Annotated in this window: 13 protein-coding genes; 7 read left to right on the top strand and 6 right to left on the bottom strand. The window is 64.8% G+C overall.

Features of this window, described 5'->3' with window-relative positions:
• The first annotated feature begins 304 nt into the window (after nucleotides 1-304).
• The 4 genes from G6O54_RS19220 to G6O54_RS19205 all read left to right on the top strand — a co-directional run bounded on the left by G6O54_RS19220 (nucleotide 305) and on the right by G6O54_RS19205 (nucleotide 4,600).
• Nucleotides 305-727 (top strand): cupin domain-containing protein, encoded by a 423-nt coding sequence (locus G6O54_RS19220; protein ID WP_165227278.1) that lies wholly within the window; start codon nucleotides 305-307, stop codon nucleotides 725-727.
• Nucleotides 728-747: 20 nt separating this feature from the next.
• Nucleotides 748-1,593, top strand: a complete 846-nt coding sequence (gene sigJ, locus G6O54_RS19215; RefSeq protein WP_165227277.1) for an RNA polymerase sigma factor SigJ — start codon at nucleotides 748-750, stop codon at nucleotides 1,591-1,593.
• A 23-nt stretch (nucleotides 1,594-1,616) separates the two neighbouring features.
• Nucleotides 1,617-2,381, top strand: a complete 765-nt coding sequence (locus tag G6O54_RS19210) for an SDR family oxidoreductase (protein ID WP_165227284.1) — start codon at nucleotides 1,617-1,619, stop codon at nucleotides 2,379-2,381.
• 728 nt (nucleotides 2,382-3,109) lie between these two features.
• A complete protein-coding gene (locus tag G6O54_RS19205; RefSeq protein ID WP_165227276.1) occupies nucleotides 3,110-4,600 on the top strand; it encodes a hypothetical protein in 1,491 nt (496 codons plus the stop codon).
• 636 nt (nucleotides 4,601-5,236) lie between these two features.
• On the opposite strand, the gene G6O54_RS19200 is transcribed toward G6O54_RS19205, so the two are convergent.
• Entirely contained in the window at nucleotides 5,237-6,253 is a 1,017-nt protein-coding gene (locus tag G6O54_RS19200; protein WP_165227275.1) for an RNA-binding domain-containing protein, read from the bottom strand.
• A gap of 436 nt (nucleotides 6,254-6,689) precedes the next feature.
• Nucleotides 6,690-7,109, bottom strand: coding sequence for a methionine-R-sulfoxide reductase (locus tag G6O54_RS19195; protein WP_165227274.1), 420 nt, complete (start codon nucleotides 7,107-7,109; stop codon nucleotides 6,690-6,692).
• Between the two features lie 646 nt (nucleotides 7,110-7,755).
• On the opposite strand from G6O54_RS19195, the gene G6O54_RS19190 reads away from it, so the two are divergent.
• Both G6O54_RS19190 and G6O54_RS19185 read left to right on the top strand, forming a co-directional pair.
• Nucleotides 7,756-9,039, top strand: coding sequence for an ornithine cyclodeaminase, nickel-pincer nucleotide-dependent (locus G6O54_RS19190; protein WP_165227273.1), 1,284 nt, complete (start codon nucleotides 7,756-7,758; stop codon nucleotides 9,037-9,039).
• A 20-nt stretch (nucleotides 9,040-9,059) separates the two neighbouring features.
• Entirely contained in the window at nucleotides 9,060-9,950 is an 891-nt protein-coding gene (locus tag G6O54_RS19185) for a dimethylarginine dimethylaminohydrolase family protein (protein WP_165227272.1), read from the top strand.
• A 36-nt stretch (nucleotides 9,951-9,986) separates the two neighbouring features.
• Here the strand turns inward: G6O54_RS19185 and G6O54_RS19180 are convergent, their stop codons facing one another.
• Nucleotides 9,987-11,273, bottom strand: coding sequence for a hypothetical protein (locus G6O54_RS19180; RefSeq protein ID WP_165227271.1), 1,287 nt, complete (start codon nucleotides 11,271-11,273; stop codon nucleotides 9,987-9,989).
• A 233-nt stretch (nucleotides 11,274-11,506) separates the two neighbouring features.
• Between G6O54_RS19180 and G6O54_RS19175 the strand changes: the two genes are divergently transcribed.
• The gene (locus G6O54_RS19175) at nucleotides 11,507-13,450 is read left to right on the top strand and encodes a hypothetical protein (protein WP_165227270.1); all 1,944 of its coding nucleotides are present in this window, start codon (nucleotides 11,507-11,509) and stop codon (nucleotides 13,448-13,450) included.
• A gap of 82 nt (nucleotides 13,451-13,532) precedes the next feature.
• Here G6O54_RS19175 and G6O54_RS19170 read toward each other — a convergent pair whose 3' ends face one another.
• The 3 genes from G6O54_RS19170 to G6O54_RS19160 all read right to left on the bottom strand — a co-directional run bounded on the left by G6O54_RS19170 (nucleotide 13,533) and on the right by G6O54_RS19160 (nucleotide 17,215).
• Complete coding sequence (locus tag G6O54_RS19170; protein ID WP_165227269.1) at nucleotides 13,533-14,207, bottom strand: AIM24 family protein; 675 nt, start codon at nucleotides 14,205-14,207, stop codon at nucleotides 13,533-13,535.
• Nucleotides 14,208-14,266: 59 nt separating this feature from the next.
• On the bottom strand, nucleotides 14,267-15,487 hold the full coding sequence (locus G6O54_RS19165) for a bestrophin-like domain (protein ID WP_165227268.1): 1,221 nt from the start codon (nucleotides 15,485-15,487) through the stop codon (nucleotides 14,267-14,269).
• Nucleotides 15,488-16,042: 555 nt separating this feature from the next.
• Entirely contained in the window at nucleotides 16,043-17,215 is a 1,173-nt protein-coding gene (locus G6O54_RS19160; RefSeq protein WP_165227267.1) for a glycoside hydrolase family 88 protein, read from the bottom strand.
• Between the last annotated feature and the right edge of the window lie 19 nt (nucleotides 17,216-17,234).

Genomic DNA, 17,234 nt, shown 5'->3' with positions numbered 1-17,234 from the left:
CCACGCGGGTGGTCACCCGTCCGAAAAGCTCGCGCAAGGCTGTCAGGCTGAGGCTTCTGTATTTGGGACGATGCCCGCTTCCGGCTCGGAAAGACCCGAACTCCCGGCCGTGACGAAGCACTGGGCTTCGGATGCGGTCGATGCGGACGAACGGTTGCGGGTTATGTGCCGAGCTGGCAGCCTCGTTGTGATGCCGTCTTGCGGAATTTCTCGGGACTCGTCACAAACTCGCCCCCCTCGTTCGTCCTTGGTGTCGAAGGCCGGGGATGCTCGGCTCGTTCACGCGAAATTCGGAGGGAACGTCATGGCCCGAAGAGCATTTGCGCTGACTGTCGTCATCGCCATGGGGGCGGCAGGCTCGGGTGCGGCCTGGCACGGCGAGGAGTCCGAGTCGGTCAAGCTCCTGGCCGAGCGGGACATCGCCGAGACGCTGGACGGCAAGGCGGCGAGGGCAACAGCGGTCGAGGTGACGATCGAGCCGGGCAAGGCGGGCACCTCCCACCGCCACCCGGGCCCCGGGTTCGGCTACATCCTCGAGGGCGAGTACGAGTGGGGCATCGACGACCAGCCCACCAGGCTGCTCAGGGCGGGGGACACGTTCTATGAGCCGGCTGGGTGCCTGCACCGGGTGTCGAGGAACCCGGGCAAGGTGAAGGCGAGGCTACTGGCGTGGGTGATCCACCCTCGCGAGGCGAAGGATATCGTGATTCCCGAGCCGAACCACTGACCCAGCCGCGCGAGGCGTCCATGACCGACAGCGTGATCGCCCTTCGGCCCAAGATGATGTCCGTCGCCTACCGGATGCTCGGCTCCGTGGCCGACGCCGAGGACGCCGTGCAAGACGCGTTCGTCCGCTACCAGACGGCCGGGGGCGTCTCCTCGCCGGAGGGGTTCCTGATCCGCACCACCACCCGCATCTGCATCGACCGGCTGCGGGAGCGGAAGCGGCGGGAGTACGTCGGTCCGTGGGTGCCCGAGCCGGTGGAGACCCGGGGGGCGTCGCGGGGCGACGCACTCGCCGAATCGCTGACACAGGCCTTCTTGCTCCTGCTGGAGCGGCTCACGCCGGACGAGCGGGCGGCATTCCTGCTCCGCACCGTCTTCGACTACGAATACGCCGAGATCGGTGCGGCGGTCGGCAAGACCGAGGCCGCCGCCCGGCAATTGGTGAGCCGGTCGCGGGGGCGCCTGGGCCTGGACGGCCATCGTCGGTTCCCGGCGGCTCCGGAACGGGCGGGCGGCCTGGCCGAGCGGTTCCTGGCCGCGTGCCGATCGGGAGACGTGAAGGCGGTCGAGGCCATGCTTGCCGAGGACGCCGAGGTTCATCCCGACGGCGGCGGCAAGGCGTCGGCAGCCAGGGTGGTGATCCGCGGCCGGAACAAGGTGGCCCGTTTCCTCACCGGAGTGCTCCGGAAGCGGTGGTACCAGGAGGTTGAGGTGGCAACGGTGAATGGCGAGCCGGGGCTGGTGTTCCGTTCCGGCGACGCGATCGCGGCCGTGATGTCGGTGCGGGTCGAGGGGGTCGTGCGAGCCGTCTATATCGCGGTCAACCCGGAAAAGCTCGGCCGCTGGTCGGCGGCCGAGATCGAATGAGGCGAAACAGATGGGAGATCAACATGAAGGTCGTGGTCATCGGCGGCAGCGGGCTCATCGGCAAGAAACTCGTGGCGAACCTGGCCGAGCGAGGCCATGAGGTTGTGTCGGCGTCACCTTCGACGGGCGTGAACACCCTGACCGGCGAAGGGCTGGCCGAGGCGTTCGCGGCCGCGCAGGTTGTCGTGGACGTCTCGAACTCGCCGTCCTGGTCGGACGAGGCGGTGATGGACTTCTTCACGACCTCGACCGGCAACGTCCTCGCCGCAGAAGAGGCCGCCGGCGTCTGGCACCACGTCGCCCTGTCGGTGGTTGGGGCGGACCGGATGGAGGACAGCGGCTACATGCGGGCCAAGGTCGCGCAGGAAGGCCTGATCCAATCCGGCGGGATTCCGTACACGATCCTCCGCGCCACGCAGTTCTTCGAGTTCCTCGGCGGGATCGCCGGCCGGGCCGACGGCGAGGTCCGGCTCTCGACGGCCCCCATGCAGCCGCTGGCCGCCGACGACGTGGCCTCCACCCTCGCCGATGTCGCCCTCAAGCCGCCAGCGAACGGCACGCTCGAGGTGGCGGGGCCCGAATCGCTCTCCATCGCCGATTTCGTGGGACGCTTCCTCGCCGCGAGCGGCGACGATCGGAAGGTGGTCGCGGACCCCGAGGCAGGCTATTTCGGCGCGGCGATGGATGAGCGCGGGCTGAACCCGGGTGACGGGGCCATCATCACGCCGACGCGGTTCGAGGATTGGTTCGCCAGGTACGGCACGTCCAGCATCGCCCCGGTCCGTTGAGGCACAGGACGAGCTGGCGAAGCGTGCGAGGGGTCTAGTAACGGAGAGCGATACCCAGGAACGCCGAGAGCCGGGCAGGACTCGCCTACCCGGCTCTCCGTTTTGACACGATGACCGCTTTGGGTGCCCGGCCTTCGATGCCTCACCTCCGATGGAAGCATACGCCGCCGCGTCGAATTGAGAATGCCCCAGCTCCTTCAGACAACCGGGAGCAATCGCTATGTCCCCATCGGGGTGTGTCCCCATCGGGGTGCTGTCCTCCCCATCGGGGTGCTGTCCCAATCCCGACCGGATTGCCCTACTTTCCTCTCTTTATTGCCCAGACCACCCGCTTTGGGTGCCTCACTTTGGGTGCCTGGCCTTCGATGTCCTCGGGCCTTCGATGTCCTCGATGTCCTTCGGAAGCTGGCCAAGGACGACGAGTTGGAGAGCAGGATCATCCGGGAGCGGATCGCCAAGATGCTCCAGAAGCTGGGGGCATCGTGATCCGCAACGGAGTGATCGACGCCCAGAAGGAATTCGTCGAACGCCGCTACCACGACGAGGTCGGACGCCGGTGCTAGAGGCATGAGGATAAAAAAGACCTCCGAGGGGCCGCACTCGTCAATCCGGCTATCCTTGTCGTAACCAAACTGCGGGGATGCTATAGTCGGTATTCAGCCAGCCTCTGAGTTGAACAGCTTCTCTCCTACCGCTGAAGGCTTCACGACTTAACAGGAAAAACCTCGATGAGCTCTCCCCGGACGTGGAGCCAAAGGTTTGCGACGAAAGGCATCAAGCTTACTCCGCTCGAACTTGCCGCAGTTGAGGCGGCCTACGAAAACCTGAGGCAGAAGGAGATCGACCGTCGCGGGAAGATCGATAAGTTCGTTGGTAGCGCCTTCGACAATCTCGAGAAGAATTCGGTCGGCGACTCGAAAGATGGGGCCAAGTTCGCGCTCGACCCTGACGCTTTCCAGATCATTCGATATCACGACACTGCGAAGCAGGGTATGCAGTGGGAACGATTCGGAATTCAGAGAAAGGGCAATCGACTTCAGATATTTGTTCGACAAAACATGTACGGTGATCGCCCTGTTAATTTGGGAAAAGACACGCCCGAAGTCGCCGCATATTTAAATGAATTATGGGACAAGGAAATTCCCGTTATTGCACTTCTTGGCGCTGCGAGACTGAACATCAAGCAAGGCATGCAGATGCTCGAAACTGTCAATCAACTTGTCGAGACCCTCGGCAGTGTCGCTTACATGACAGGCGGATACCGAGGCGAGTCAGGCAACTGTTACGGCGTTACCCGGGCGGGTTTCGATGTGCCCAAACGCATGCGAAAGCCCACTCTGCTAATCATGTGTCGAGCGGGCATCGGCGATGCCCATCAATCTGCCGATGCAATGAGCTATTATGGGGAGCAATGGGGCGACGATACCCCTGCGCTTGCGGCGGCGAGCGACGCTGCCATTTTCATTCGCAACATTCCCAATGGCAAAGTTTACGGCTCCTGGACAGACGTAGAGATTGCCAATTTTCTCGAACTCAAAAAGAAGTTGGTAATTCTCGATCCCACTATGCCCACGGGCACTGAGGATTATTTCGGCAAAGAGATCGAGGTTTTCAGTACCGCAGTAGAGGTCGCGGTCTTTCTGAAGCGCTGTCTGCCTACGGCTAAAGAGCTGTCCGAGAGGACTCGCCTAAATGTCACAAAATCCAAGATGGTCTGCGGTAAGGTCCCGAAAACGACGCCCGTTGACGATTACATGGCTGTTCGCTTGGCTTTTGGACCGATGAAGGCAATGTGGGTGCTACAGACCGACAAAGGGCGCGAGCCTTTTATTAATGCCGGATTGAAATTCTCCACACAAAAATGGAGTGGAGGACGTGATCTTGTGCTCGACGGATATTGGAAAGACATCCTGCTACTCCAGCATCTCGGCAAACTGCCCGAGGACGGTTTAACCGCAGATCTGGCGAAGGCCTACAAGTCCTATCGAGACGCTCTCGAGCGACAGTTCGGAGACCCAAACTCCGACAATATGAATGGAGACTGGGAATGGGAACGGATGCATCACTCGGATATCCCTGGGTTTTGGTTTATGTTCACCGGCGAGCACCGTTCACCAGTCATCCAGGCCCTCTTAGACTTGCCAGGAGATGCGTATTCTCGTGCTCTGGATGCAATTCAAGCTCGCGAAGGGGACATGAAGCTCCCGAAGGAGACATAGCGATTGTCCCTGGAGATCCAGGAAGCACAGGCAACTCTTGAATCAATGCCATCAGCGTGGAGGCGGTCTTCATCGGCAAAAGTGCAGGCGATCACGACGGCAGACCGTCAAGGTCTCCAGGCCTGTCCCGACGCTCGGGATTGGCTCCTGAACGCCGCGTCGAATCGAGAATCGCCCAGCCCCATCAGACATGCGAGAGCAATCGCTGTGTCCCCTTCGAGGCATCGCGAGAGCAATCGCTGTGTCCTCTTCGAGGCATGACGATGACGGCGTTGGGGCCCATGACGCGACCGGGGCGGCGGGGATTTCGAAGGATCTGGAGGCGGGCGATGTGGGCCTGAGAGATCGTGGCTTTTGCTCTTATGCTCATCTCGGGATATTGCTCGATCGCGGCGTTTTCGGCGTCTTCCGCATGCGCCAGAACCAGAATGTCGACTTCACGTTGGGCCGGCAGGGGGCGTGGACGAAGGGCCCATACCCGAGGGAGCAGGGCCTGCCGAGTTCGCGTTTCGGATACCTGGCTTTGGCTTCTTGCTTTTGCTTTTTGGCTTTTCGTGGATGCGTAGCTTTGGCTTTCTGGCTTTCGTGTTGGACTTCGCCGTCTTCGAGGCTCACGCAATGTCCAGATGTTCGCTCTCACTGGAGTTCCAAGTCCATAGCAGTGCATATATGTTGAATTTTATCGTATATTCTTGCACTTCTCATCACTTCTCCGCTTGCAAACGTCGTGGCTAATGTTTGGTGCTCAGCATCCCTCCAGTACACCCAAACCTTGATATCTAACCCCTCACTGGGCATGCCATACCATTTTTGAGAGGTTGCTACCGGGGCCGAGAGGCCGGGGTGAATGGGCACCATTGAAGTAAAACTGCTCCTATTACCGGTTACAGTTACAGGTCTCCATCCGGTCAAAGCCGTTAAGCCGTTCGACGCTCGCAGATCATAAAGGTCATCTTCAATGACGATGTAAACATCATGTGCCGTAGTATTGCCTATATTTCTCATGGTGACATCGTAATGATATCGTCTGACCGATTGGTCGGCCTCCGGCGGTTTTTCAAAGTACAAATCTACGAGCACCTCGATTCTTGCAAGTGACTGGGGGAAAAACAGCCGCCGGAGGATAACCGGACTTGGAACAACTGAATCATCACCAACGCGTATGTAATACTGATTGATGTCGAACTCCGCCCGGTAAGGCACAAAGCGGCCTTGTGGGATGTAACAGACGACGAAGCCTTTTTCACCTTCATCCGTTACCGCATGCACCTCAACTCCAGACAGAGGCGGATTCGTCGCCAAGTGGTGAAGTTGCATCAATCTCGACCGAAGCTCTTCCGGCCTCGGTACCATCTCGACACCGCATGCTGCATCGATCTTATCCACTTCCTTTGCTTTTATACCCCAAATCAGAACACCGCCTTCCGTGTTCGCAAACGCCGCAAGGTTGGTTGCCCACAGAGTCTTTAACTTCTGCTCAGCCTTCTGCGGATTGGCAGTATCAACTGGGCATACTTTGAATTCCAGCCATTCTTTCTCGAAGGTGAGCGGCGTCGAGTTCACCAAGCCCCTTACGAATCCCGGCTTGTCGCTGGTTCCCAGGAACTGCTCGTAAAATCCCCGCGCAAGCGAAGGTCCGCCAGATGTCGGCATCAGTCCTCTCCAATCATTGTCGGTATCTTGCATACCTGCTCACTGGGCAAGCGCAGCAGCACGGTGATCAGGCATCAAGATGTTTAGGCTGTGGGAAACCGATGGCTAGCATGCATCGCGGGGCCAACAAGCCTATCGGCTGCAAATAGCTCGCTTGCCTCAGTCTTCCCATTTTTACGTGCATTGCCGCACACCTTTGAAACTTGCCTTCCTTGGGTGCTTTGCCTTTCTTGGACGCCTGGCATTAATCCTCTCGGCCGAGATGATGCACTCCAGTGGGCGACGCGTGGGCACGAAATCCGTCGCGGCCCGCGAGGGGCCCAGCCAGTTCAAGGCGTGTGGGCGGTTCGCCGCGAGCCGTGCCCCCGCCGGCGCGGCCTCTGACACGCTTCAAGGTTCGGGCCGACGACGAGGCTACGGGAAGGTCACCACGCCGCTACTTGATCACGGCGGGCAGCTCCTTGCCCTTGGGATAGAACTTCATCGAGACGGAGTTCACGCAGTGCCGCGTGTTCTTGGCCGTGAAGCCCTCTCCCACGAAGACATGCCCGAGATGGCCGCCGCAATTCTGGCAGAGGATCTCGGTGCGATACCCGTCGCTGTCGGCGACCTTCTTGACCGCCCCCTTGATCTCGTCGTCGAAGCTGGGCCAGCCGCATTCGCTGGCGAACTTGTCCTCGGAGCGATAGAGCGGCGCATTGCAGCGGCGGCAGACGTAGGTCCCGGCCTCCTTGAGGTCGGTGTACTCGCCGACGAAGGGCCTCTCCGTCCCCTTGCCGAGGATCACGCGCGCCTCCGCGTCCGAGAGGGGGTTGAATTTCGAGCCCGTCGCCGCCAGGTCGTCTTTCGTGGACATCTCGTCTCCTCCGGTTGGGCGAGGGCTGGGCGATCCTCCGGCCGTCGGGGCGGCCGAGGCAGCCGGGCCGGTCGAGGCGGCTGGGACGGGGGCGGTGTCGGCACATCCGGCAAGAGCCGGGGTCAGGGCCAGGCCGATCCACGCAGCCGCCCATCGCCGTCGAGCTGTTCGGGGCATGCAAGCCACTCCTGGTAAGCCAATCGTGCGATCGGAAGCATCTTATCCGGTCCGCCAAATGAGCGGGAAGGAAGAACGCGGACGACCGTCAAAGCTCGCGAAGGGGACAGAGCTCCCGAAGGGGAGTCAGTGGCCACTCACCCAAGATCGGCATTTGGGGGCGGAGGGGTAGCTTCCGGCATATCGGCGTGTCGATCTCGCAATGCCTCTCGTTGTCGATCTTCCCGAGATGACTCCCCTTGAGTGCCTGGCAACCGATCGCGTCGGCCACCGATCGCGTCGAGGCCGACCGGTTGCATTTTCCGCGGCCCCCAGGTACGGCGGCCAACGCATCCCGGTTGCCTTCCGCGGGCTGGCTGCGACAATCAGGGAAGGGAAGTTTGGAGGTTCCTGACCCGGGTGGGATTCACCACCAGGCCGCCGGCCGGTCCGCGATCGCGGAGGACGACGGCATGCAGGAGGACTTCGAATGACTCGGCACCACGATCCGGAGGGCACCGCGATCCCGTGGGGCCCGGCCGCCGTCGGGGCGGTGGATGAGGTGGAGGTCCGCGGGCACATCGTGGACTCGCTCCTGCTCCCCAAGATCCTGGACCGGATCCTCCAGATGGGGGGGAGCTTCGAGATCCGCGAGTGCAGGATCGGCGTCCGCCGTTCCGACCCGAGCTATGCTCGCATCGCCATCCGGGCCGCGAGTCCCGAGGCCATCCAGGAGATCCTCGCGGACCTGCTGGAGCATGGCGCCAGTCCCGTCCACCCCGAGGATGCGCGCATCGTCCCGGCCGACATCGCCGGGGCCTTCCCGGACGGCTTCTACAGCACCACCAATCAGCAGACCCAGATCCGCCTTCAGGGCCGCTGGATTGACGTGCAGGATCAGGAGATGGACTGCGGGATCGCGATCGACGCCTCGTCCGGCGCCGCTCGGTGCGTGCCCATGGTCCGCGTGATCGTCGGGACGCCGATCGTCGTCGGTCACGCCGGCGTCCGGGTCATTCCCCAGGAGCGGCCCCGGGAGTCCACGCTCTTCGGATTCATGAGCTCCAACGTCTCCAGCGAGAAGCCCAAGTCGGTCAGCCTGAAGAGCGTCGCCGAGACCATCCGCTCCACGCGCGCCGCCGGCAAGAAGGTCCTCCTGGTGGGCGGGCCGGCGATCGTCCACACCGGCTCGTCCCCCCACGTCGCGGCCATGATCCGCGAGGGCTGGATCCAGGCCCTCTTCGCCGGCAACGCGCTGGCCACGCACGACATCGAGCAGGCGCTTTACGGCACCAGCCTGGGCGTCTCGATCGAGCGCGGAGAGCCCATCGAGCACGGCCACGAACACCATCTCCGGGCCATCAACACGATCCGGCGCGCGGGAGGCATCCGCCGCGCCGTGGAGTCCGGCCTGCTGACCTCCGGCATCGTCTACGAGTGCATCGTCAACGACGTCGACCTGGTGCTCGCCGGCTCAATCCGCGACGACGGCCCATTGCCCGAGGTCATCACCGACACCCTGGCGGCGCAGGATCGGATGCGCGAGGCGATTCGCGACGTCGGATTCGCCCTCCTCATCGCCACCGCCCTGCATTCGATCGCCACTGGCAATCTCCTGCCGGCCTGGGTCAAGGTCGTCTGCGTGGACATCAACCCGGCGACCGTGACGAAGCTCAGCGACCGGGGGACCTTCCAGACCATCGGCCTGGTCACCGACGTCGAGCCGTTCGTCCGCTCCCTCGCCGCCGAGCTGGCAACACCGACAACGGCCTGACTCACACGCGAGCGACCCTCATGTCGAACACGCACCTACCCGTCCAGCCGGGCCGGCCTCGACTCCTGATGTGCCCGCCCGACCATTTCGGGATCGAATACGAGATCAATCCCTGGATGAACATCCGCCAGGGGTGCGACCCGGCGCTCGCCCGCCGGCAGTGGCAGGCCCTCCACGATGCGGTCATCTCGCTGGGGGCGGAGGTCCAGCTCCTCGAACCCGCCCCGGGGTTGCCCGACCTGGTCTTCACCGCCAATGCCGGCCTCGTTTTCGAAGGCCGGTTTTTCCCTTCCCGATTCCGCTTCGGCGTTCGACAGGGAGAAACCCCGATCTTCGAAACCTGGGCGAGCCACGCCGGATTCGAGGTTGTCCCCCTGCCGAAGGGGATGTACTTCGAGGGCGCGGGCGACGCCCTCTTCTGCGGCGAATCTCTGTTCGCCGGCTATCGTATTCGCAGCGACGTCCTCGGTCATCAGTGGGTCGGCGAGCGGATCGGAGCCCCGGTCCTGCCCGTCGAACTCGTCGATCCCCGCTTCTATCACCTCGATACGTGCTTCTGTCCGATCGCCCCCGACGCCGCGATCTACTATCCCGGCGCCTTCGATGACTACGGCCGGATGGTGATCCGGGACCAGGTTCCCCGCCTCATCGAGGTCTCCGCGGAAGAGGCCGCCTCTTTCAGTTGCAACACGGTGGTCGTCGGTCGGACCGTTGTCCTGAATGCCGGGGCGCCCAAACTGGCGACCGCACTCGGAGCGATGGGCTTCGCCACTCGCCCGCTCGATTTCTCCGAATTCATCAAGTCCGGCGGCAGCGCCAAGTGCCTGACCCTGAGGTTGGACGGCGAGGAGGCCGCCGGCTGGAAACAGGCCGCGAATGACGATCCGCGCGGGCATCTCTCACCGACCTGAACGCGTGCCAGACACGTCGCGAAGGCAAGCAGAAGCTCATCGCTGGTACTTGAGATGCGAGAGCAGGCCGCCAAGCCCCGCCGCGGCGAGGGCGAGAATACAGTGGCCGGTCAGCATCAACGGATCCTCGTAGGCGGGATCCGGTAGTTCGACCTGCGAATAATAGGTCACCTCGCTCACAACCTCGATGAGCCCTCCCTTGATCCTGTAGTTGAGGCCGAGCTGCTCCAGCAGGAAATGCAGGCCCGATCGCAGTGGGACGCCCTCCACGGCCAGGGTCACCTTGCTCTCCAGGGTCCGGTCGGCCTCCACCATATCGATCGGGTTGACGTAGATCGGCAGCGGGTGTCCGTCCTCGGTATAAACCTTCGTTGAAATGTCGTTGAGGACCTCTCCCAGGGGGACGTCGTTCGGAAAGTGGAACGTGAACGGCTGGTCGAGTGCCTTCAAGATCCGGGCGTTGGCTCCCGCGATTCCTTCCGTTTCGGCCCGTCGCTCGGTCGGGATGATGTGCAGGTAGGGACGGAGGACCGCAATGAGACGGTCGCCCGGGATCTCGGCCCAGCTCGGATCGACGCTGTACCACGAGATCAGGGCCAGGTAGCCGACGCCGAAGAGGAACGCCCCCAGCCACCGTGCCCGCGGCCGTCCCCGACTGAAGATCGCGGTGAGCGTCATCCAACCGAAGCACGCACAGGTCAGCAGGAACGTCACGCCGGCCCAGAGGACCGGAGCCGTCCTCATCCCCATAAGGGCGACGACGAGGTAGATCATCGCCAGGCCGCCACCGCCAACCCAGGTCCACCGGCCCGGCGCAGGGGTCGCGGTCCCTGGCTCTTGCACCGACCCGACAACTCGATCCGGCTCGCTCCCGGGAGCGGGGAAGAGCCACACGGCGAGCAATCCGGCCGCCATCCCAATGAGCAGGGCCAGGAGGCAATGGCCGATCCGGACGAAGGGCCAGAAGTGCGCCAGGGAATGGTCATCGATTGCGACAGGCCCCCGAAACCTCGCGCCAAACACCTTTCCAAGCCACGTGATCAGTTGCTCCGTCGCGATGGGAGGCATCTCGAGCTCTTCCCAGCGGAACTGGAACGCCAGCAGCAGGTATCCCGCGCCGAACGCCGTGAATCCGACCCACCATCGCCGGGCGACCGGCGCATCGCAGACGATCCCCACGACGCCGAGGGCCAGCGTCCCGCAGGTCAGCAGGAAGATCGTTGCGGACCACGTTTCCGAGCCCGACTTCAGCGCAGCCAGGCCGATCGCCATCAGGACGATGGTCCACATCAGCCCGGCGATCGAGATTTGCGTTCGGCCCATGTGCCGTTCACCTCATTTCGACGAGCACCCCTGCCCGTGAAGCCTCCCGAAGGCCAGTAAACACCCGGCGAGTCCGGCCGTCGAGGGGGCCGAGCCGACGGCACTCGCTTTCCCCCCGACGGCCAGGGACATAGGATCGAACGATCGGGGTTCCATGACGGCGAGCCGGGGCGGCGCGACGGCCATCCGGAGTACCCGCTGATGTCTTGCTCTTGCTGGAAGGAGACGACCCGATGAAGGGCCTCGTCTGGATCTTCGCGGCCTGCCTGGCCATCTCCGCGTCCCGGGCCCAGGCCGCGGACCAGCCCTACCTGAGCCGCGACCGGGCGCCTTACACGCTGGCCTCGATGAACTCGCTGACGGGGAACTATCTCCAGTCGCTCATCGACCGACGGACAGGGCTCCTGTTCTTCGCCCACGACTTCAGCCCGGACGATCGGGGCGTCGGGCAGACGCAGTTCGTGGACGACACCGGCCGGGCCGTCTGGGCGTTCGCCGAGGAGGAACGGTACACCCCGATCGTCCGGCTGGAAGCCATTCGAATCCTCAGCGAAGGGCTGATGCGAGCCCGGATTCCCGGCACCCGCGACCGGCATTTCTTCACCCGCGAGGGGCGTCAGGGGCTGAACGTCCACCTGGGGGGCACGTCGGGCATCGTCTTCCGGTGGTTGCAGGACGAGCAGCTTCCCTACGCCGAGCTTCGCTTCCGGGGCCGCTCCACCGAGGGACACTGGGTGACCGACGAGGAATGCTCCCGGCACGACGAGATCCTCGTCGAGTCTCGCGAGGAGACCAGGGTCCGCCGGACGTATCGGCACGCCGGACGGGACCTGTTCGCGATCGAGGGCCGATGCGGGTCGAGCGTCCTGGACCGGGCGCCCGTCGTCGCGATCGAATCCCGGCGGTTGACCGACCTGATCGTCGGCGTCGACCTCCCCTCGGACGACCCCACCCACTGGAAGGGGACGACGAGATCCTGGATCCTGGATCGCGACGGCCGAGCCATTTCCGCCCGGCCCGGCCAGCGGCTGGCCTGGCAACGGCCGGGCTTCTCCGACGCGATCTTCCTGGCCCAGACGCTGGGCGAGGACGACGGCAACTGGCAATCGCGGCGATACTGGGACACTCACGCGGTCGCCCGGCTCCTCGTCTGGAAGCGGACGCCGGAAGAGGTCGCCTGGATCGCCGACGAGAAGAGTCCGCGATTCCGGCGCGTGGAGTTCACCTTCAAGGCCCGCGACGGACGCCTCGACGCGGACCTGGGGATCACCGCGTTCCTGGGCGTCGACCCCGGCGATGTCGGCTATCTGCGGGCCATGGGGGAGCATGTTGCCCTCGACGGCTGCTACGGGGTGAACGGCTATTTCCCCAGCCGCACGGCCAGCGAGTACGGCGGGGTCATGGTCGGCCTGGCCGCCGGGGGGTACGTCCTCCAGAAGTACGGGGATCCCCTGGCCCCGAAGGTCCTGGCGGCGGCGAAGGCCGCCTTCGAGAGTTTCGTGGAGGCGGACGAGCGTGGGGTGCAGGCCGAGTACCTCAACAATCTGGTCAACGCGGCGCTCTACCTGAAGCGAGCCGGCGTCTCCGGCCCCGATTATTCCCGATGGGCGCGGACCTGGGCTCGTCGCGAGATGAAGCGCCGGCCGGCCGGCGGCGCCGTGATCCCCTGGCCGGACACCACGATCCGGATGATGCTCGCCGCGGAGGCCGCCCACGAGCTGACCGGCGATCGGGAGTTCGCCGACGCCTGGAAGGCGGCCCGGGGTGCATTCGGACTCGGCCGCGAGCCGGCGACATTTCGCTTCGGCGCGCAGCCGCTCTCCTATTCCCAGACCTCACCGGCCGCCTTCGTGTTCGCGATCCTGGGGCATGAAGACGCCGGCGCCGCGGATGCCTTCATTCGCCACGGCCCGGACTACTTCTGCGATCTCGGCTGGGCCGTCGATCGGGCCTGGGCCTGCGACGATGTCGCCGCCTGGTACGTGGGCTATTCCGCACGCGGCCTCCACATCGGCGGCAGGCCCGACGATCGCAAGCGGGTCCTCGGCCTGGGTGATTTCCCCGATTACGACGAGCGGGGTCGTGTCCTCGTATCCCACGAGCTCAGCGTACCCAATCCGTACTACCCCCTGCGGTTGGAGGCTCGCCCGGGGGCACGGGCTCGGGCGAGTCGCTAGCGCGAGGGGCGACCCGGCTCGCTCGGTCGCCGGACGGGGCCGGCTCCGACCCGAGGAGGGCACTCCCGTCCGGTTCGTCCCCTCAACCGACGCAGAGGGGGTCGCTGGCGTGCCGGTCCTTGATGGCGAGCCTCCAGTAGGGGGTCGTGCACATGAGCAGTCGGCCGGTCCCCTGGTAGATGCGGGCGGTGGTCTGGCCGGCCATCCAGGTGGACCATCGCGATCGCGCCGGACGACCGATGGTGAAATTCACGCCGGCCGTGCGGGCGATGACGTACGTGCCATCCACCACGAGCTTCTCGCCATCGAGTTTCACCTCCTCCACCGGGCCTCGTGCGGCGAGGATGACCTTGCCGCCGCCGTGGAGCTTCGTCTGGTACCAGAAGAAGCCCTCGCCCGCCCAGAAGGCCGTCATGGCGCGTTCGCGGATCAGCGAGAGCTTGACGCTTCCCTCGGACGCCCAGTAGGCCCCGTTCTCGACGATCCAGTCCTCGTCCGGGTGCATCTCGAGCAGGTGGAAGCCGCCCATGGACGACTCGAGATAGAGCTCGCCGGTCCCCCGATACCTCGGGCGGAATGGGGAGTCCGTGGAGACCAGGGAGACCAGCAGGTCATGGGCCTTCGGCAGGGGCGTGTCCATGACGATATGCCCCTTCATGTGGCTGAGGGATGCCTTCTCCGCGCGGATCTCCTCGTCCTCGAGGGTGACCTTCACCCAGCGAGTCCCCTCGGCACCCTCGATCTCGAAATTCGCCATGGAAGTCGGCCTCGCTCTCGGCTCTCGGCGGGGTTGATCTCGTCGGGTCGGATCGATGTTCAGGGCTTGCCATCCGGCTTCTTGAGCGCGGCGTCGGGATTGGCGACTTCCGCCTCCCTCCTGGCCGCATCGTCGGCCTTCTTCAGATCCTCGGCCACCTTCTTCCGCTCGGCGTCGGTGCCGACCCCGGTCGACGCCTTCGGATCCACCTCCGCGGACTTCGCCTTGGGGACGACCACCGGCTTGAGGGGCTTGTCGGGCGCCACCGGCTTCTTGTCGTCGTCCTTCTTGAGGGCGGCGTCGGGGTTGGCGATCTCCACCTCCTTCTTGGCGGCGGCGTCGGCCTTCTTCAGGTCCTCGGCCACCTTCTTCAGCTCCTCCTCGGTGCTCTGCGAGGGGGCCTTGGCAGCGCCCCCGGAAGCCGCCGGGGTCTTTTCCGGGACTTCCTCGGTCTTGGAGGCGGCCCCGGTGGGTACGACGGTGGAGTCGCTGAGCGGCTTGGTCATCATCTGCTCATAGATGACCTGGAAGGGCTCCGGAGAGACGCTCACCTCGCCGCGGAACGGCTTGTCCATCGCCCCCAGCAGGGCGATGAGGGTGGCGAGGTAGGCCGAGGTGATGCCCCCCAGGAAGAACTGGGGCACCAGCTTCATGTCCAGCATCCAGACCCAGAGCACGTTGACCAGCGCGCCGATGTAGACCACGAACCAGAGGATGTCCGGGATCTGCGACGTGACCGCCAGCACCCGCTTCCGGCGTGCCTCGAGGAGCTCGTTGAACTGCTTGAAGAGCTCCGCGTGGAGGATCTCCTGGGCCCTGGACTTGGGCTCGAACTTGATCATCGCGGCCTGGAACCGGTCGAGATACGTCTGCCCCTTGAGCGGGATCTTGCCCACCCGCTGGAGCGGCCACGCCTCGTTGACGATGTACTCGACATACTCCCGGAGGATCTTCGTGAGCTGCTCGCGGAACGGGTCGGGATACGCCGACGAGTCGCGGTAGACGGCCGCCAGCTTGGCCGACTCGTCGGCGACGAGCCCTTCCGTGGCGGCGAAATTGCCGTAGGCCGACACCGACAGGAGCCCCAGGAGGATCCCGAAGTAGACGCCGTGGGCGCCCAGCAGATAGGCCACGATGTCGTTGGCGCCCGCCTGATTGCGGAGGAAGCTCCGGGCGATCGGACGGACGACGATCGCGCCGAGCCAGGTGAGCAGCACGAAGCTGCCCACGACGAGGAGGACCATCGTCGAGGTCGAGTAGTCGTAGAGAAAATCGGGCATGATCGTCGCTCTTCGGTCCCGGATCCCAGGGAGGTCGCTGCGTGGCCCGCGCGGACTCCGAGCCGGTGGCCGTGCCGTCCATCGAGGGGCCGGTTCAGCCACATCCACCGCTCGATTCCAGACCGTCTCTCACCGCCCCGGGTCCTCGTCATCGAGCGCGGGGGCACGCAGGCCACCGCGGGCAGGCTCCCGACGGGGCGGATTCGGTCGATCGGACCCAAATCGGATTTAGACTAATCAATGAGCAACAATTATCAAGTGAGTTGTCGCCACGAAAACCGGAACCTGTCCCGCGGTGCTCGATCTCTGCGTGAATGCGGGGCCGTTGACGCCCCGGCAAGGATCCCTGTCGGCCGGATTCGCTGGTCCCGGCCGGGCTCCCGTGCGGGGGGCGGGCCATCCCCTCTGCCCGGTCGCCCCGGTCCTTAGCGTCTGTCCCGAAAAGGCGAGCGGGGGGCGTCAGCCCCCTGTCCGGAACCGAGAAGTCAGGGGGCTGACGCCCCCCGCTCGCCTCGGAACCCGACTCCGGGACAGACTCTTCGCGTTGACCGGTTGCTATCGCGGGGACGGGCCGCTCGGGCGTCCCGGCCCGGGCTGGTGCCCGGCGTGCAGGACCTTGTCGACCGCCTCCAGGAAGAAGAACTCACCCCACATCACGGACTCGTCGACGCCGAGCCGCTTGTGGAAGTGGTAGACGCCGTGCTTGAGGATGCCCTCCCACTCGGGGTCGTTCCAGGCGAGATAGCGATCGGTGCAGAGGGAATCGAGGATCGCCAGCGAGGCCGCGCGGTAGGAATCGGCCGCCTCGGGGTCTTCCCGCCGGGTGGCGGCGGCGAGGTCCCAGAGGCCCGAGGCGGCAATCGCGGCGGCGGAGGTGTCGTCGATCCGGTCGGGGCCGTCGGGGACGTCGAAGTCCCAGGGGGGGACCAGGCTCCGGGGGGCTCGCGCCAGGTAGTACTCGGCGTTGCGGCGGGCGACGGCGAGGTCGGCGGGGTCGCCGGTGAAGCCGTGGACCTTCGTGAAGCCGTAGAGCGACCACGCGAGGCCGCGGGTCCAGGCGGAGTCGGGCCGCAATCCCTGGTGGGTGGACTCGCGGAGGAACTCGCCGGTCTCGACGTCGAAGATCCCCTCGTGGGCCGTCGAGCCGTCCGGCCGGACGAGCGTCCGCTCGGTGGTCCGGCAGTGGGCGACGGCCAGGTCGTAGAGGGCCCGGTCGCCGGCCTCGGCGGCGGCCAGGAAGATGATCGGGACGTTCATCATGATGTCGATGAACAGGCTCTCCGGCGCGACGAACGAGCGGAGATACCGGCCGTGCGGGTTGAATCGCAGGGCCAGGGTGCGGCCGGCCGTGATCAGGACCTGGCGGAGGGCCTCGTCCTTCGTGAGTCGATACCAGGGGAGATAGGTGCTGAGGAAGATGAAGCCGAGGTCGTGCACGGCGCGGTCGTGCTGGCGATGCTCCAGGAGCTTCGAGTAATGCTCGGCCTGCTGCCGCCACCAGGGATCCCCCGTGTGACGGGCCAGGAGCCACATCATCCCGGCGTGGAAGCCGCCGCACCAGTCGGTCCAGAGCTCTCCGCCGTGATGCCACTTCCCGTGCTCGGTGTAGATCGGGAAGAAGTCGGGGTGCTGCGCGATCGTCCGGCGGACCTGCCGATCGGCGAGGTCGTAGGCCCGCTCCAGCTTCGGCCTGAGGGCTTCGGTGTCCGGCGAGGAGGATTCCGTCATGGGAGTTTCGCGGGGTCGT

This window comes from Aquisphaera insulae (assembly GCF_011064615.1).
Taxonomy (GTDB): domain Bacteria; phylum Planctomycetota; class Planctomycetia; order Isosphaerales; family Isosphaeraceae; genus Aquisphaera; species Aquisphaera insulae.
This window is presented reverse-complemented; position numbering and strand designations above follow the sequence as displayed.

What these genes read in the sequence shown, in the direction of transcription:
- G6O54_RS19165 (WP_165227268.1), bottom strand. Translation starts at nt 15,487, where the DNA reads ATGCCCGATTTTCTCTACGACTACTCGACCTCGACGATGGTCCTCCTC.
- G6O54_RS19200 (WP_165227275.1), bottom strand. Translation starts at nt 6,253, where the DNA reads ATGCCGACATCTGGCGGACCTTCGCTTGCGCGGGGATTTTACGAGCAG.
- G6O54_RS19190 (WP_165227273.1), top strand. Translation starts at nt 7,756, where the DNA reads ATGACTCGGCACCACGATCCGGAGGGCACCGCGATCCCGTGGGGCCCG.
- G6O54_RS19205 (WP_165227276.1), top strand. Translation starts at nt 3,110, where the DNA reads ATGAGCTCTCCCCGGACGTGGAGCCAAAGGTTTGCGACGAAAGGCATC.
- G6O54_RS19195 (WP_165227274.1), bottom strand. Translation starts at nt 7,109, where the DNA reads ATGTCCACGAAAGACGACCTGGCGGCGACGGGCTCGAAATTCAACCCC.
- G6O54_RS19185 (WP_165227272.1), top strand. Translation starts at nt 9,060, where the DNA reads ATGTCGAACACGCACCTACCCGTCCAGCCGGGCCGGCCTCGACTCCTG.
- G6O54_RS19160 (WP_165227267.1), bottom strand. Translation starts at nt 17,215, where the DNA reads ATGACGGAATCCTCCTCGCCGGACACCGAAGCCCTCAGGCCGAAGCTG.
- G6O54_RS19210 (WP_165227284.1), top strand. Translation starts at nt 1,617, where the DNA reads ATGAAGGTCGTGGTCATCGGCGGCAGCGGGCTCATCGGCAAGAAACTC.
- G6O54_RS19170 (WP_165227269.1), bottom strand. Translation starts at nt 14,207, where the DNA reads ATGGCGAATTTCGAGATCGAGGGTGCCGAGGGGACTCGCTGGGTGAAG.
- sigJ (WP_165227277.1), top strand. Translation starts at nt 748, where the DNA reads ATGACCGACAGCGTGATCGCCCTTCGGCCCAAGATGATGTCCGTCGCC.
- G6O54_RS19220 (WP_165227278.1), top strand. Translation starts at nt 305, where the DNA reads ATGGCCCGAAGAGCATTTGCGCTGACTGTCGTCATCGCCATGGGGGCG.
- G6O54_RS19180 (WP_165227271.1), bottom strand. Translation starts at nt 11,273, where the DNA reads ATGGGCCGAACGCAAATCTCGATCGCCGGGCTGATGTGGACCATCGTC.
- G6O54_RS19175 (WP_165227270.1), top strand. Translation starts at nt 11,507, where the DNA reads ATGAAGGGCCTCGTCTGGATCTTCGCGGCCTGCCTGGCCATCTCCGCG.